Below are 13,887 nucleotides of genomic sequence, written 5' to 3' on the forward strand. Positions count from 1 at the left end.
ATGCAGCTTCTCCGATGCTCGCGGGCGCGTCCCGCCACGTCTACGGGGCCATAGCGAGATGCGCCAGGCCGCTCGTCTCGAACTGTTCAAGGGCCTCGTAGAACTTCTCACGTGCGGTGTTGAGGCTGGCTATTGCCGTAATGCGCGGCTCCAACCGACTGGCGTCCTCAAGTAGGGCCTGCACGTGAACTGGGGTTAGACCCTCAACCTGCAACAGGGCAGTCTCCGCTTCCGCGTAAGTGGCTTCGGGAGCCGGAACTCCCGCGCTTGCAGCTCGAATGAGGATGCCGAGCTGGTTCTGTGCCCAGGCCGCGACCCAGGAACGTTCAGGAGGGGCATGAGTCCTGGCGTCGTCCAGGGCGCGCCAGGCGATCCAACCTGGCCCATAGATGTTGGCATGGAGGATCAGAGCGTCGCAGCAGTCGCGGACTGCGACTGCGAGTTCGCGCATGTCCTGAGGGCTCTCCCGCTGAAGGGCGGCCATGGTTCCGTTGAACGCCCGCCGATCCCTGACGATTTGCTCGTTCAGGTGCATGGGATCGCGACTAAGGGCTCCCTGGGCGTGATCGCAGAAGGGGAGGGCGGCGCGGCTGAACGAGTCCCACGTTGCGCGAAGAATGGTTCGTCGCTCTTGGGCGTGCGCCGCTTCCTCCAGAGCGGCGACAATCTCCGGTAGCTCACCGGCAGGTAGAACGTGTCCGGCCTGGGCTATCTGGGCAGCCTTCCACTCCTCCAACTCGTTAACCGAGTATTCGGATTCGTGCTGGTCGATCGGAGGGTGATGCTTGCCGCGGAGCAGCAGAACGTTTTCGAAGCCGTTGACCGGTTCGTAACCCGGTTCATGCCGAGGCCCGTTTGGCTGTTCCGACCGGATGTGCGCGATCTGCGAGACCACAGTGAGCCGACCTCTGTCCTTGAACACCAGCGGCTCGGTGCACCCGGGGTAGGCGCAGTACGATGCTGAGCCAAAAAGCAGCTTGATGGTCAGTTCCGAGTACCTGCGCGCCATGGACACAGACTATGACCCAACCCTCTGTCGCGCTCCAGCCTTTCATCATCACCGGCAGGCTCCCCGCCAGCCGAAGATCAAACGGCTTCACTCTGGTCTTGATCGCCCTTCGCCGCGCTACTCTCGCGTCCATGTCGGACCCGTTCCTTGCAGCCCTCGACCAGGCCACTCGAACCGTTGTCGCGCGTGCCCGCGGCGAACTCCACGATATGAAGCCTGCTACGCCGACGGGCACAGCGATCGCTCACACCTACTGCTGCGAGCCGAACTGGGCCCTGTGCGGGGTGAACCTGAGCGGTGTCGCCGACTCTGGAAACGGGGACCAGGAGTGCGTCGTCTGCGCAGATCTCCTCGACAGCAGTGTCACCTGCCGCAGGTGCCAGTTGTCGTAGCTCCCGGGAACGCGGAAGGGCCGCCGGAACCCGAGGGTCCCGGCGGCCCTTCTACATCTGACTCAGGCCACCGGATACGAGCCGGTGACGGTGATGATCTCCGCCTCCTTCGCGCCCTCCGCGTCGCCGTACATGTAGTTGACGTTCTGCAGCGCCGCACCGTTGGAGGTGCCGGTCACCCGCAGCCGGTCGATCTGCTTGCCGTCGGAACCGGCGTAAATCAGCGCCTCGCCGGTCCTGGTGCCGTTGTCAGCGTCGCGGCCGTCGTAGCTGAGCTGGAACGTGAGGCGCACGCCGCTCTTGGCCGGCACCGGCAGCGTGAGGCCGAACCCGGCGCCGTCCTTGGACGTCGTCTCCTTGTGGGCGACGATCATCGCGGTGAACGTGCAGGCGCCACCGGCGGAGACGTAATGGCCAGAGCCGGACGTACCGTCTGCACCGTCGACGTTGGTGAGCTTCGGGGTCCACTGGGTCATGGGAGGGTCCTCCTAAGTCGCGAATCCCTGCGGTGTGGGCAGGTGCGCGCACTGTGAGGGGTCCCGCTTCCTAGCGTCGCGTACTGGGTATCCCGTACGACTGGGCGATTAGTGGGGCACTGAGCGCGCGGCGGGTGCGCTGATGAGTCCGCCGTGAACGCGCCGGGGCGCTAAATTGCCCGGTATGACGAGCCAGTTCGACGCCCAGTTCAGGGGCATCCTGCAAACTGCACGTGAGATCCTGCCGGAGAGTTCCGTGCTCCTCCTGGAGGGCAAACTTCGCCAGATCCACGCCGAGCGGCCTGATCTGGATGTGCCGGAGATCGTGAGCATGGCCTTCGACGTCTTTCAAGGGGACGCGATTGATGCCCGGATCGCCATGGAGGAGGCCGGTGCGCGGGTCGACGAAGCGGCTGCGGCCGAAGCCGCCCACATGGCGTCCATGCAACGCATCGCAGAGCGCTCGGGCGACCTGGATGCTCTCGAAGCCCAGTTCCCCGGGAGGGCCACCATGGCCGAGGTGCTCGCTGCCGTTGGCGCCTCGTGGGCCGACCTCGGACTGAGCGAACAGGACGGCATCCTCGTCGAAGAAATCCGCCGAGGCATGAGTTAGACCCATCGCGCCACACGCGGCGGGCTGCGCTTTTGCTTCAGGAATCGAACATGTGATCTATTCTAAGCATGGACCATGACCACTTCCCCGATGATCTTCTGAAGGATCAGACAGCCTGGTACCTCGCCTATGACGAGCTGGCCCGCGACTCGGCCAGGTCACAGACGGACGCCCGTCGTCGCCTGCTGGAGCTGTCCCGCCGCATCGCGGGGCAGGCCTTCTGGAGAACGCCTGACGGAACCCCGGCCGCCCGTGTGGCTCTCAAGGAGATCGCACGCGCCGGGATGGGGCGGGCTCGTGACGCGCGCCGCTCGGAAGTCTGCCGATGAGCGGCGCCATGAGCAGTCACGTAGGCGTCATAAATGGATCATCGAGTACGGCGAGCAACCCTCAAGTCTCCACCTGCAGCTGACGATCGGTACCGGATCACCACAGCGTGCGGCCCGTGGGACGCTACGTGAGTACAGTTTGGCTGGTTGAGCTCTGGTGACTTCCCGAGCAGTGGTAGACCACAGCGCGGGCGTAGCGGACGGTGGATGTAGTGAGTATGGAAGAGCTTGCCCAAAAGGGATACCTCAAGTCCGACGGGGTGAGGGGTAAGCGATTTGGCGACTTCGAAGTACTGGAGCTCGGCGCCACGACAGTCGCAAAGTTGGCGACAGCGGGTCTGGACTTCACCCCGGCTAGCGCAGTGGCCTTCCCGTGCAAGCGTTATAAAGCACCCAAGAAGGCGAGCCAGGGCAAGCCCGACAATGTGTATGTGCATCGCGTCGCGGGCCGCGCCATCCCCATTGCGGTGGCTGAGTGGAAGAGTAAATCTCGACTCCGTAAGCCCGAAGATGAACTATCAGCAGCCGAGCAGGCGGTAGTGGGCGCCTTGGCAATGGGCGTTCGACTGGCACTGACAACCGATGGTGAGCGCTATCGCTATATCGACGCGGCAGCTTCGGCAGCGGCGGGTGAAATCATCGAGATTCCCGAAATGAGGGATTTCACGCCCTCCGTGCTTTCTGATCTATATCGGGGAGAATCTGATGTGGAGCGCGATCCGCGCCCCCTTTCGGAAACCGTCTGGCAGATTATTTGGATGGCGACGAAGGCGGAGCCGAAGGACTGCCTTCTCACCTTCGTAGAATTCTTCATGCTGAAGTTCCTGTCAGATAACCTCCCGCTCACTGCACTGCCAGCTGACTATCGTTTCGACGTGCTGCTGTCGACACCGGACGAGTTCAAGCGCAGCAAGGGATGCACACAGATCGAGTACTACGTCAACAGCATCCGCCCGCGAATCAAACAAATCTTTGCTGAACGGCTCCTGGTAAACGACGAGAGCGTCCGAAATATTTTCGGTCTCGCCACGATCACCTCCTACACATCGATCATCAACGGGTTTGCGTTTCTACGCTCTTCCGAGACCACCACCACATCATCGTATAACCGAACGTTTTGCGAAATCGTGGAGGAGTTTCAAAAATTTGGCGCCCTCACCAACATTGATCCAGAATTTAAATTGCGCTTGTATGAAACCTTCTTGAAGCGTTCAGCGCGGCAGCAGAGGTTGGGGCAGTTCTTTACGCCCAGAAATATTGTGAAGCCAATGGTCAAGATGGCTCAGCTAAATGCCTTGCCTGAGAACTCCGTTGTGCTCGACCCTGCCGCCGGCGTCGGTGGATTTTTGCTCGAACCCCTGCTGTTCTCAGATGCATTGCCGGGTAACGTCTCCTTCGTTGACGGCGATCCGAAACAGCGCGTCAAACTCGTAGGTATCGATGTGGATGCCTCGACGAACATACTGGCCAAGGCGAATATGTTGCTACACCTTGCCGAGTTCGTGCGTGATCCACACACGACACCAGAGGCTCTGAATCAAGCCCTGGTGAACACTTTCATCCTGATGGATGACAGTGAAACCCTGGGTGGATTGCTCTATCCACCCAGGGAAGCAGTAGACGTGATCCTCACGAATCCTCCCTACGTGACACAAGGGTCCTCGATCTATCGCAAGGAGATCGAGCACGTCACTGGACAGAAGAATGGCGTTTACCTGAATGAGTATTACGACACCGGAGGTCTCGGCGTAGAGGCCTTGTTCCTTCGCTACATCTCTGGGGCGCTCAAGCCTGGGGGGCGAGCCTTCGTAATTGTTCCACTAGGGTTGCTCAATCGTACGGCTCAGAGGATGAAGAAAGAGCTACTTCGAGAGTGCAATATTCTGGCTAGTATCCAGCTGCCCCGAAATGCATTCTTCAACACGGCGCAGCCGACATATATTCTGGCTCTTGAGAAGCGCAAGGTTAAGAGTCAATCTCGACCGCCCGTTTTCTGCGGAATTGCACGCAGCATCGGTGAGACCCTTGACTATGAGAGGGTTCCCACTCCCGATGAAAATGATCTGGCGGCCTTGGCTAATCTGTTCGTGCGTTACGTCAGCGACGGTACGGACGAGAAGGTCACCCATTCTACGACGTACAGCGACTGCTCCTTCGCGAAAATTGTCCCGCCGAATGAATTCGCTCCCGATGAGCGATGGGATGTAATCCGCCATTGGACGGATGCAGAACACATCGAACTCGGAGAGCGGAAAGACACGATTGAACGCAGTCAGTTCATTGAGCTGGCAACTGAAACACTCCACGAAGTGATCGCAGAACTAGGAGAGGCAAAAGAGGAGCTAGACCGCCTGCGGTCGGGAAATACTAAAGATTTCGCCCTGTCGGATTCCAAAAGATTCCAAGTGCGGTCTGGGGTTCGAATCCGCAACGTCGACCTTCGCGACCACCCCGGGAAAGTCCCTGTGTACTCGGTATTCACGCGACCCGAGACAATCAAGGGACGGATCGACGAGGATTGGCTTAGGGAACGGGGGGTATTCCCGGAGCCCTATCCGTCAGTGACGGTCATGGCTACGGGAGCATCAGCGGTTGGCACGGTGTTTTATCGCGAAGCAAACTGTGTCATGACCGATGATGTCGTAATCGTCCAGCCCTGGCCCCGCGAGCGCGAAAGCGGCCAAATGCAGCTTGGCGACGAAGAGACCCAGGGGGGCGACGAGGCCGATGCGAAGGCGATCCCGGAGCACAACATTGACCTCGGGTTCCTAGCTGTGGCCCTCTCGCAGAAAATCGCGCAAGGAGGGTACCTCTACGAAGCAAAGCTGTACACCAAGAGGGTCGCACAATTGACCATTGAGGTTCCGGTCGATAGCAATGGGGAGCCGGATCTGGAACGGCAACGCCAGATTGCAGCAGTCGCCAAACGGCTGGACCAGATTCGCTCCAAACTGCAGGAAACAGGTGTGTGGAGCAAGAGCGTGCGACTGGCCTGAAGTTGAGCGTTCGCGGCCGCTTGCCCTACAAGGATGGGCGGGCGGCTGCGACCGGCGCCCCGAACACGTCACGACGCTCTGGGGCGCTTGCCCAACGACCCACCGTCAGCGTCCGCTTTCGAGTCGCTTCAGGACCTCCGCCCACTCCTCGTCGACTGACGGGTACCCCTTGGTCCTGCCCTCGCTAATGAGTTTGTCGAACTGAGTTCGTGCCCGGGGGACGCCAAACCTGGCAGAGGGATAACCGTAGGCTTCGAACTTTCGCTGGAACCACGCCGTACGCCGCGCGTCGATAACTTCGGCCTGCACTTCTTCCAGCTCGTCCAGGGCCTCCAAGACCTGCGCGTGGGTGAGCAGATACAGCTCCCGCAGGCTCTTGTTGTGCAAGGTCGCTCCGTCGAGCAAGGAGCCTTCGCCACTCCAGCGCAGGCACAGGTCCATGGCGACGTGCCAGACGACTGGGTTCTTCTTGCCCTTCGTCCGGTTGCATGGGCGGCATATCGGCAGAAGGTTCTTCAGGTCATCTGCGCCACCGTCCGAGAACGGGATGACGTGGTCCATTGTCTGGGATCGGCTGGCACAGTAGAGGCAGGTTCCGTCGCGGGCGGACAAGACGGTCAGCCATTCCCAGATCATGAACCGTCGCCGTCGTCGCCCCATCGCCTTTTCCCCTCACCGACGCGGCAGTGAACTGCCCCCTGGGGAGAACTCTTTCACGGGGTGATCGTCGGAGCGGATGCCGCTTCGTATCCGCGGTCCCATGCGTCTTTCAGCTCCCGCCGCGGGGCGCCGCGGAGCCACGGCATCAGGGCCTCGGCGAGGTAGCGGTACTGCTCGCTGCGGCCGGGGATATCCCGGTCGATCTCGTCGATGCCGGCGCCCAGCTCCATGGTGCGGCTGATGTAGTCGGCGAGGGCTTCCACCCGCGGGTCGATGCCGTAGGGCTCCTCGGGAGGGGGCACCGACACCAGGACCTGGGCGAGGTCCGGGTGCCGGTCGGAGGGGCCGACACCGTCGAGGTGGCAGTGCAGCTCCACGTTCATCCACCCTTCCAGCGGCAGCAGCTCTCCAAGGAGGAGGAGGCGTGACGATCGGGGGCCGATCTCTCCGCTCAGGCGTCGCACAACGTCTCCGCCGTCTCGTTGATGATCGCTTCAGCCTTGCTGTGGCAGTCGGCGCAGGCTCCGCCCTGGCTGCCACAGATCGCGGCCGCGAGAGCGTCCGCCGCGCCTGTGGAGGCGATGTTCAGCAGGGCCGGGGCCTTACGCGCGCACGAGTCACAGGACTGGGTCTTGCCCGGCCTGCGGCCGCACGCGGTGAGGGCGACCTGTCGAAGCAGGTTCGCGGACGGCTCGGTGGTGTTCACGTACGGGCTCCCTTCGGGGACTTGGGCTTGAAGTGGGCGATCGAAGACAGGTCCGCGGCGCCCGTCTGCTCGTACACGCTCATCTCCTGACAGTACGAACAGCGGTAGGCGACGAACCAACGCAGGGGGTTGTCCTTCACGAGAGGGTTGCCCTGGCGACCGTCCGCCATGAGGCAGGGCCCGGCGTCACCGCACCAGTCGCAGGCGGACGAGTAGTGCGAGAGCTGTGGTGCCGTGCCCCACTCCGACCACCGGATGGGACGCGCGCGGTGTTCGGCCGGCAGGTTCGGAGCGGTGTAGGTCGGTGCATCCGCAACCGCACGCAGCAGGCGGCGCTGCTGGCCGTCCGCTCCCAGGTCCGGCAGAGCGACGGCCTTGCCCGTGGGGATGGTGCGGGCGGGCTCTGGTTCCGGCTCGCCGCGCAACGCCCGCAGGCAGGATGCGCACAACCGCTCCTCGTCAACAGGGCCGGTCCAGGGCCGTACGCCCGGGGCGGACTCTGCGTCCGGGTGGCATTCCACCGGCACCGTGAACATCGTCGCTGTGGGCACCGTGGCCCCCGCTACGGCGACGTGCAGGGCGATCCGGCCCGCCGCGCGCACGATGATCCGCCCGGCCCATACCGCGGTCGGCCGCTCGACGGCCAGCGCGGTCACGCCTGGTCCTCCATCCGCAGGTATGGCAGCGGAGGCGCCATGACGAAGACGTGCCGCCAGCACCCCGAACCGGCGATCAGCACGCGTCTTCCCAGGCGCCAGTTGCGCGAGACCCGGCCTTGACCACACGCGGGGCAAGGAACCTCGGCGCGGACCTTGATCGTGGTGAACGGCAGCGGGACGGGAAAGATCGGGAATCCGGCAGCGAGGGCGAGCGATTCGGCGGCGTGGGGCTGGAGGCGTATGTAGACCTTGTGCCAGTCCACGATGGGGTTCTCGATCGGTTCCATCCAGTCGGCGAACCTGGCCGCCCGGTCCTCGAACGTGGCCGCCATCAGATCTCCTGTGCTGCCGGCACGGTGATGTTCGGGCGGGCGCCCTCCGGCGGCGCGGGGTCATCCGTGCGAACGCGGAACTGCCACCGGCCTTCGGAGTCCGGGGCGTAGCCGCGCTTGTACCGGACGCTGCCGTGGCCCAGCCGCTCCGTGTCTCCCCAGATGATCGGCAGAGGGATGAAGGCGGGAGGGCCTGCGATCCAGCCGTCTGCCAGGTGCCCGAGGGGGTCGTCTGCGTTCGGGTACGGCTCCGCCGGGCCATCGAGAGTCATCTCGACTCCTCGGTACGGCCCGTCGACGAAGACCACGGGGTACTGCGTTTTCGGCCCCCTTACGGCTTCGGCGTAGACGATGCGCTGCCGGTCTTGCCAGGCCAGCACTTCGGCGGCAGTGGGAGTCGGGGAGAAGCCGAGTACCGAGCGGAGGGCCGCAACCGTGGACAGCAGCTCGTGGTAGGCGGCATGAGGGAAGTCGTTGCGGAAGCGGTCGCGCAGCAGGGAACACGACGCCTTGTCGGCGACCTCGGACAGGTGCAGGTCGAGGACGTCCGGGGCTATGTGTTCGCCGCCGCGGACGAATGCCTCGGTGGCCTGGACGACGGCCGCGGGCATGGCGGAGGTGGTGCTCATGGAGGGGCATCTCCTTGGTAGGTGGTCGAGGTACAAGCCCTCACGGTCACTTACGTCGGATCGCAGAATTTGTTACGCCCGGCTGTATCGCCGCAGATCAGGAGGGCACGGGTGCGAGCTCCACCACGACGAGGGACAAGCGAGCGCCGCCGGTCGTCACGGGCGCTCCCATCTCCGGGTAGGGGCCCAGGAGGTGGGCGGAGTTGTCATCAGGGAGGAGACCGGCGTCGACGAGGCCGTCGACGTACGCCTTCGCGGTGGGGGACCAGTTCCCCGGGTCCCGCTTGCGCTTGATCGGCCTCGGGTGCAGGACGTAGTACACGGCGGCCCGTTCCAGGCTCGGAAGTCGTCGGCCCCGAACGGTCAGCGCAGCCTCCTGCCGCAGCCGCTTCCTCAGCCTGTGTTCAGCCATGTGGTGGAGCCGCTGGTTGCTGGTCAACAGGTCGCCGTACGGCATGAGCAGCGTCCAGGAGCGGCCAGCACCCGGCAAGGCACCGATGGCCGTGGCCAGGTCGGGGGGATCTGGCGTCGCGGGTGGGCCGAGCGGCGGCGCTAGGCGGGCGGGGCGCGGCTTGGTCGCCGCGGGGCTCCGGCCCTCCTTGAGCCGGGCCTGAAGGGCTTCGAATTCACCCTTCGTCACGCGGAACGTCACGTCACTTACCTCTCGGTTCGGGTCTTCCGGCGGTTGCTCTCCGCCGGACGGCAGAGCCGGAGTGCGCCGCACATGGGAACGGCACAGGCTCTGGGGTGTGACAGCGCAGGTCAGACTGCGCGCGGGACTTACGGCAGCGACGGAAGCAACCAAGGCGCGACACAGCCACTTCGAAATTGCTGCCGCGGCGGCCGGGAAGGCGTACGCCAGCACGCCGCCGGCCGCAGTCGTGCACGCCAGCGGCAGGTGTGCGACCACCACGGTGAACAGGGACAGCACCCCCGCGACCGCTCCTCCGACGATGCCCAGCAGCGGGGGCACAATCGGAGGGAAGGCCACGGAGAGCAGGCCGAGTGCGAGGAGCAGCAGGTCAGTCTTTCTGCGCATCACGAATCCCTTTCGGTTCGGGTCTTCGGCGGTTGCTCTCCGCCGATGCGGCGCCTCAACGGGCGCCATGCGTGCTCAAGTTGTACGCGCCCGAGGTCGGGCGCCGAGGCCCTACACGCTCGGACTCACAGCACGTCGCCCTCTCTCGTGATCGTCTCGCGCATACCCACGACCGCCTCTTCGATCTCAGCCAAGTGCTCGTGCAGCTCCTTGGTCTTCAGCTCGAACTCGCGCTTGGCCTGGGTGCTCTTGGCCGTGTTCAGTTCGCGCAACGCCGCTTCTGCGCGGTGACTGCTGCTGCCATTGCGAACTGCGTCGATCACGGCGCCAGCTTCACTTCCGGTCTTATAGAGGACCACGTAGGCGTTCTGGTCCCCTGGCAGGTCTTCGGGCAGGAACCCGATGCCGAGATCAGTGAGCTGCGACTTGATCTGCTCCAAGACGCGCACCTTCAGCCGCTCATAGCCGGACAGGTAGCGCAGATCCCGCATCGAGACCCGCAGCACGCCGCCACGGTCCCTCACCGTTTGATCGAGGTCGGCCCAGCTATTGAAAGCCTCGCCCTCGAACTCTGCCTCGAACTCTTCCTCGTCGCTCACGGCCCCGCCCTTACTCCTGAAGTGGCTTCTTACCTCAAGATAGTTGCCTGCATAGCTAAAAAACTAGTGGTTGGCATCTAAAATTTCAGGGTCAGGGTGCCGACTTTTTAAGCAAGTGGCACTCTGAGATATCAAGTTACTCGTAGGTAGCCGACGATAACTAGGATTGTCGTCGGTATTCTGGACCCAACGTGTCGCTGACCAGGGGGATTTGATGGACGTGGGGACGGATCTCGTCGAGATCGTCGACGCCGAACTCGTAGTGGACGGTGCGCCGCTGGCAACCGGGGCTCCGTCCGCCCGTCCGTACGTCGACCACAACACCGTCCTGCGGCCCGGCGAGGAGATCCCCACCGCCGCAGAAGGACCGCGCTACACCGAGCGCGACCTGTACGTCTCCGAGGAGACTGCACGAGCCCTCGACGAGTCGGGCGGCGACGAGACGGGGCCGCGAGGCTCCGCGATGCGTCGCTTCCGGGCGTGGTGCTCCACGGAGGGCCGCGTCGCAGTCCCCTGCACCACCGCGACGTACACGGAGTACGGCCGGCACCTCATGAGCCAGAAGCTCAAGGTCGCCACGATCCGCAACTACATGTCCCTGATCCGCACGTCGATGCCCGTGGGCAAGCAGCCCGACAACAGCCTCTACCTGCAACTCCTCAAGGACTACCGCGCCAAAAACAAGCGCGCGTCACGCAAGAAGCAGGCGTTCCCCATCACCCTGCCGTACCTCGTCCCGATGATGGCGGCCGCCGAAGCCAACGACCGCCCGATCGGCTGGCGCGACGCCGCCCTGTTCGCCTTCGGCTACCGCTTCCTCGCCCGCCGAATCGAGGACGCCGACCTGGACATCGAAGACCTCAACATCCTCGACGACCGGATCGTCGTGTGGCTGCTGAAGGACAAGACGCACCAAGAGGAGGAACAGACGCTGACCCTCCATGACCGGCTTGACCTCCACCTCGTCGCCAGGATGCGGCGCTGGCTGGCCCACCTTGAAGACCAGGGCATCACCACCGGGCCACTGTTCCGCCATCTCCTCAAGGACGGCACCGTCGCCACCACCGAAACCCGGCGCAAGACCGCCACCGTGCGAGGCGACTATCTGCGCGGCCACACCGTCAACGAACGAGTCCAGCTCTGGTTCAAGAACGCGGGCCTGGTCACCGACGGGCGCCCCGTGTCAGCCCAGGGCCTGCGCGCCGGCGGCGCCACCGACCTGGCCGAGCACGGCGCGACGGACGAGGAACTGGAGGAGGCGGGACGCTGGGCGAAGGGGTCCCCGATCCCTCGTCGCGTGTACGTCCGTCCGGCACAGCAGAAAAACCATGACCCTTTCGCCAAGATCCCCATGTATGGCCAGCGGACGGCAGAGCCAGGGGCGAAAAACACGTTGTAAGCCAGCCAGGGACTGTCGTGCGGCTCGTTCAGCTCTTATCGGTCCAGTAGTCGGCCAGCATCTCACCAGGCCAGGCGGGCTCATGAACCGCGCCGCGCGGGCCCATCTCGGCGAAGAACGGCGACACGTCGTAGATCTTCGTGCCGACCACTGCGTCCAGGTCGGTCACTCGGAGTCGAAGTCCGTCGACTTCCAGCAGGCGCGGGAAGCTCTGCGCCAGTTGGTTGGGGCGCCGGTGGTTGCGGTGCGCGAACGTTCCTGTGGCAGGCCACTGCGTGTTTCCCCGTGGGCTCCGGGCGTGATACTCGACGTCATCAGGTGATGCCTGGTCGAAGTGCCACACCACGACCAGGTGGGAGAACTCCTCCAGGCCCTGCACGGAGTCGAGGGGATACTCGGCCTCGTCCAACTGGATCACGGACTCAATGCCGCCCCAGTAGTCATCGGCTACCTCGGTGCGGCCCGTGATGACTTCCCCGATCGGCTTGATCTCCAAGGCCATGGGTCCATCCCCTCGACTCGAATGTATGGACGCTGGCGATCAATCTACTTGGGCGAGATACAAGGCCGCACGGGCATCGAGCACCCCCACGGCGGGGATGCCGCGCTTGCGGTAGGGCGACAGCAGGTGTCGCATGTCGACGACTCTCTGCCGGGCCCGGCCGGAGTAGATCCCGTCCTCCATCTCGTCCAGGACACTGGTCCACGTTGCGCACGCCTCTTCGACGCCGCCCTGGGCGATCTGCGTCGCGCCCATGTACCCGAGGGTGACCGCGTGCGTGCGCCGGAACGCAGCGCCGCGCGTGCGTACGGAACGGCGAAACTCCTTCACGGCCCGCTGGTGATCGCCCAAGTCCCTTAACGTGCAGGCCGTCTCATGGGCAAGAGACGCCTCCCCGAAGAAGAACGTCCGGTCAGGCTCCTTGATCCCATCGTGTGCGTTGGAGAGATCATCCTCCGCTCGCAACAGGGCCTTGGCCGCCTGGTCGCTGTGGCGGTTCGCTGCGAGAGCCCGTGCGTGGACCACACCCAGGAGCGCGCGCTCCCGCGGGGTAGCAGCCGCGTACCGCTGTCCGTGGACCGAAGCCTGCGCGAGTTGGAGAGCTTCGTGACGAAAGCCCATGTCGAGTGCCTGATGGGCCAGGGCTCGCAAGATGTGCCCGCTCAGAGGCGCGTCGCCGGACCGAGCTGCCAGTTTCACCGCGATATTGAATCGCTGGAGCGCAATGGCGTGCTCGCTGTTGTCGAAGGCCATCCAGCCAGAGACATAGGCGAGTTCGGCGGTGGCAGAGAACATGGCGCGCCGAGTTTCGTCGTCGGCGAAGCGTCCCCGAAGGAAGCCGTGAGCTTCATGCTTCAGGTATTCGTCGACGGTCCGCCGACCGTGTCCGCCTCCACGACGTTGATCCATGCGCGAGAACGCGAGGGTCAGCTCCCGTACGGTCTCGACATCCCCATGGCCGACCCGCTTCCGAGCCAAGGTCTCCTCGGCCGGCGGCTCGGCCATGGCCTCCCACCATGCCGCGTCCGGCAAGATCAGGGACGCCGCAGAGTACACGCCCCCTGCCAGTAGTCGACGCCGGTCCGTGTTCACGCCATTCCCCAAGTCGCTCAGCGCGATCAGAGGATCGACGCACCAGTCCAGCGCCTCCTGCGCTGGCGAGGTGGCGGCTGCGAACCCGATCTCTTGTGGCGTGATCTCACGCTTCAATCGACGGGACAGCGCCTGGCACAAGATAACGGGAGCGATCCCTGATGGCTGGACGCCGCCTACCCACATGCTCACGTGGGAGCGTCCGATCTTGGAGTTCTCCAGCACCGCACCGTTCAGTGTCTCAACGGCGACCCGGTTGTACGCGGCTGCGGCGAGCGCCCGTGACCAGCCAGCTTCCAGGAGGAGCGAGGCCAGCCGCTCATTTCTCTCCCGCGCCATTCTGCGCCCCCGCACCCGAAAACGATCTTTGACCACGTTGACCGACCAGCCCCGGCGGGTAGCCCGGGAGCGGGCACATATCCAACGTAGTGCTCAACTGGTGCTCGACACAGGGA

At 64.1% G+C, this 13,887-nt stretch carries 16 protein-coding genes; 4 read left to right on the forward strand and 12 right to left on the reverse strand.

Annotated elements, in window-relative coordinates; all coding sequences use genetic code 11:
- Positions 1–40 precede the first annotated feature (40 nt).
- Together ACH4DZ_RS18520 and ACH4DZ_RS18525 are read right to left on the reverse strand one after the other, a co-directional pair.
- Positions 41–1,009, reverse strand: a complete 969-nt coding sequence (locus tag ACH4DZ_RS18520; protein WP_398288202.1) for a hypothetical protein — start codon at positions 1,007–1,009, stop codon at positions 41–43.
- 454 nt (positions 1,010–1,463) lie between these two features.
- On the reverse strand, positions 1,464–1,877 hold the full coding sequence (locus ACH4DZ_RS18525; protein ID WP_398288203.1) for a hypothetical protein: 414 nt from the start codon (positions 1,875–1,877) through the stop codon (positions 1,464–1,466).
- A 184-nt stretch (positions 1,878–2,061) separates the two neighbouring features.
- On the opposite strand from ACH4DZ_RS18525, the gene ACH4DZ_RS18530 reads away from it, so the two are divergent.
- The 3 genes from ACH4DZ_RS18530 to ACH4DZ_RS18540 all read left to right on the forward strand — a co-directional run bounded on the left by ACH4DZ_RS18530 (position 2,062) and on the right by ACH4DZ_RS18540 (position 5,815).
- Positions 2,062–2,490 carry a hypothetical protein gene (locus tag ACH4DZ_RS18530; RefSeq protein WP_398288204.1) on the forward strand — a complete coding sequence of 143 codons (429 nt, stop codon included), beginning with the start codon at positions 2,062–2,064 and terminating at the stop codon, positions 2,488–2,490.
- Positions 2,491–2,558: 68 nt separating this feature from the next.
- Positions 2,559–2,819, forward strand: coding sequence for a hypothetical protein (locus ACH4DZ_RS18535; protein ID WP_398288205.1), 261 nt, complete (start codon positions 2,559–2,561; stop codon positions 2,817–2,819).
- 218 nt (positions 2,820–3,037) lie between these two features.
- Positions 3,038–5,815 carry a class I SAM-dependent DNA methyltransferase gene (locus ACH4DZ_RS18540; RefSeq protein ID WP_398288315.1) on the forward strand — a complete coding sequence of 926 codons (2,778 nt, stop codon included), beginning with the start codon at positions 3,038–3,040 and terminating at the stop codon, positions 5,813–5,815.
- A gap of 105 nt (positions 5,816–5,920) precedes the next feature.
- Here ACH4DZ_RS18540 and ACH4DZ_RS18545 read toward each other — a convergent pair whose 3' ends face one another.
- The 8 genes from ACH4DZ_RS18545 to ACH4DZ_RS18580 all read right to left on the reverse strand — a co-directional run bounded on the left by ACH4DZ_RS18545 (position 5,921) and on the right by ACH4DZ_RS18580 (position 10,439).
- Entirely contained in the window at positions 5,921–6,451 is a 531-nt protein-coding gene (locus tag ACH4DZ_RS18545; protein ID WP_398288206.1) for an HNH endonuclease signature motif containing protein, read from the reverse strand.
- Between the two features lie 77 nt (positions 6,452–6,528).
- Complete coding sequence (locus ACH4DZ_RS18550; RefSeq protein ID WP_398288207.1) at positions 6,529–6,858, reverse strand: hypothetical protein; 330 nt, start codon at positions 6,856–6,858, stop codon at positions 6,529–6,531.
- Between the two features lie 68 nt (positions 6,859–6,926).
- Positions 6,927–7,181, reverse strand: a complete 255-nt coding sequence (locus tag ACH4DZ_RS18555; RefSeq protein WP_398288208.1) for a hypothetical protein — start codon at positions 7,179–7,181, stop codon at positions 6,927–6,929.
- Positions 7,178–7,837, reverse strand: coding sequence for a hypothetical protein (locus ACH4DZ_RS18560; RefSeq protein WP_398288209.1), 660 nt, complete (start codon positions 7,835–7,837; stop codon positions 7,178–7,180). The genes ACH4DZ_RS18555 and ACH4DZ_RS18560 overlap by 4 nt, the downstream gene beginning before the upstream one ends.
- The gene (locus ACH4DZ_RS18565; protein WP_398288211.1) at positions 7,834–8,172 is read right to left on the reverse strand and encodes a hypothetical protein; all 339 of its coding nucleotides are present in this window, start codon (positions 8,170–8,172) and stop codon (positions 7,834–7,836) included. Before ACH4DZ_RS18565 ends, ACH4DZ_RS18560 begins: the two co-directional genes overlap by 4 nt.
- Positions 8,172–8,801: a hypothetical protein gene (locus tag ACH4DZ_RS18570; protein WP_398288212.1), complete on the reverse strand. Its 630-nt coding sequence runs from the start codon at positions 8,799–8,801 to the stop codon at positions 8,172–8,174. The genes ACH4DZ_RS18565 and ACH4DZ_RS18570 overlap by 1 nt, the downstream gene beginning before the upstream one ends.
- Before the next feature lie 97 nt (positions 8,802–8,898).
- The gene (locus ACH4DZ_RS18575; RefSeq protein WP_398288213.1) at positions 8,899–9,840 is read right to left on the reverse strand and encodes a hypothetical protein; all 942 of its coding nucleotides are present in this window, start codon (positions 9,838–9,840) and stop codon (positions 8,899–8,901) included.
- Between the two features lie 125 nt (positions 9,841–9,965).
- The gene (locus tag ACH4DZ_RS18580) at positions 9,966–10,439 is read right to left on the reverse strand and encodes a hypothetical protein (RefSeq protein WP_398288214.1); all 474 of its coding nucleotides are present in this window, start codon (positions 10,437–10,439) and stop codon (positions 9,966–9,968) included.
- Between the two features lie 214 nt (positions 10,440–10,653).
- Between ACH4DZ_RS18580 and ACH4DZ_RS18585 the strand changes: the two genes are divergently transcribed.
- A complete protein-coding gene (locus tag ACH4DZ_RS18585) occupies positions 10,654–11,838 on the forward strand; it encodes a tyrosine-type recombinase/integrase (protein ID WP_398288215.1) in 1,185 nt (394 codons plus the stop codon).
- 28 nt (positions 11,839–11,866) lie between these two features.
- Here ACH4DZ_RS18585 and ACH4DZ_RS18590 read toward each other — a convergent pair whose 3' ends face one another.
- Positions 11,867–12,340 (reverse strand): TrmO family methyltransferase, encoded by a 474-nt coding sequence (locus ACH4DZ_RS18590; RefSeq protein ID WP_398288216.1) that lies wholly within the window; start codon positions 12,338–12,340, stop codon positions 11,867–11,869.
- Between the two features lie 39 nt (positions 12,341–12,379).
- A complete protein-coding gene (locus ACH4DZ_RS18595; protein ID WP_398288217.1) occupies positions 12,380–13,771 on the reverse strand; it encodes a Tat pathway signal protein in 1,392 nt (463 codons plus the stop codon).
- Positions 13,772–13,887 lie beyond the last annotated feature (116 nt).

The organism is Streptomyces sp. NPDC017991, assembly GCF_044328075.1.
In the GTDB taxonomy this organism is placed as follows: Bacteria; Actinomycetota; Actinomycetes; order Streptomycetales; family Streptomycetaceae; genus Streptomyces.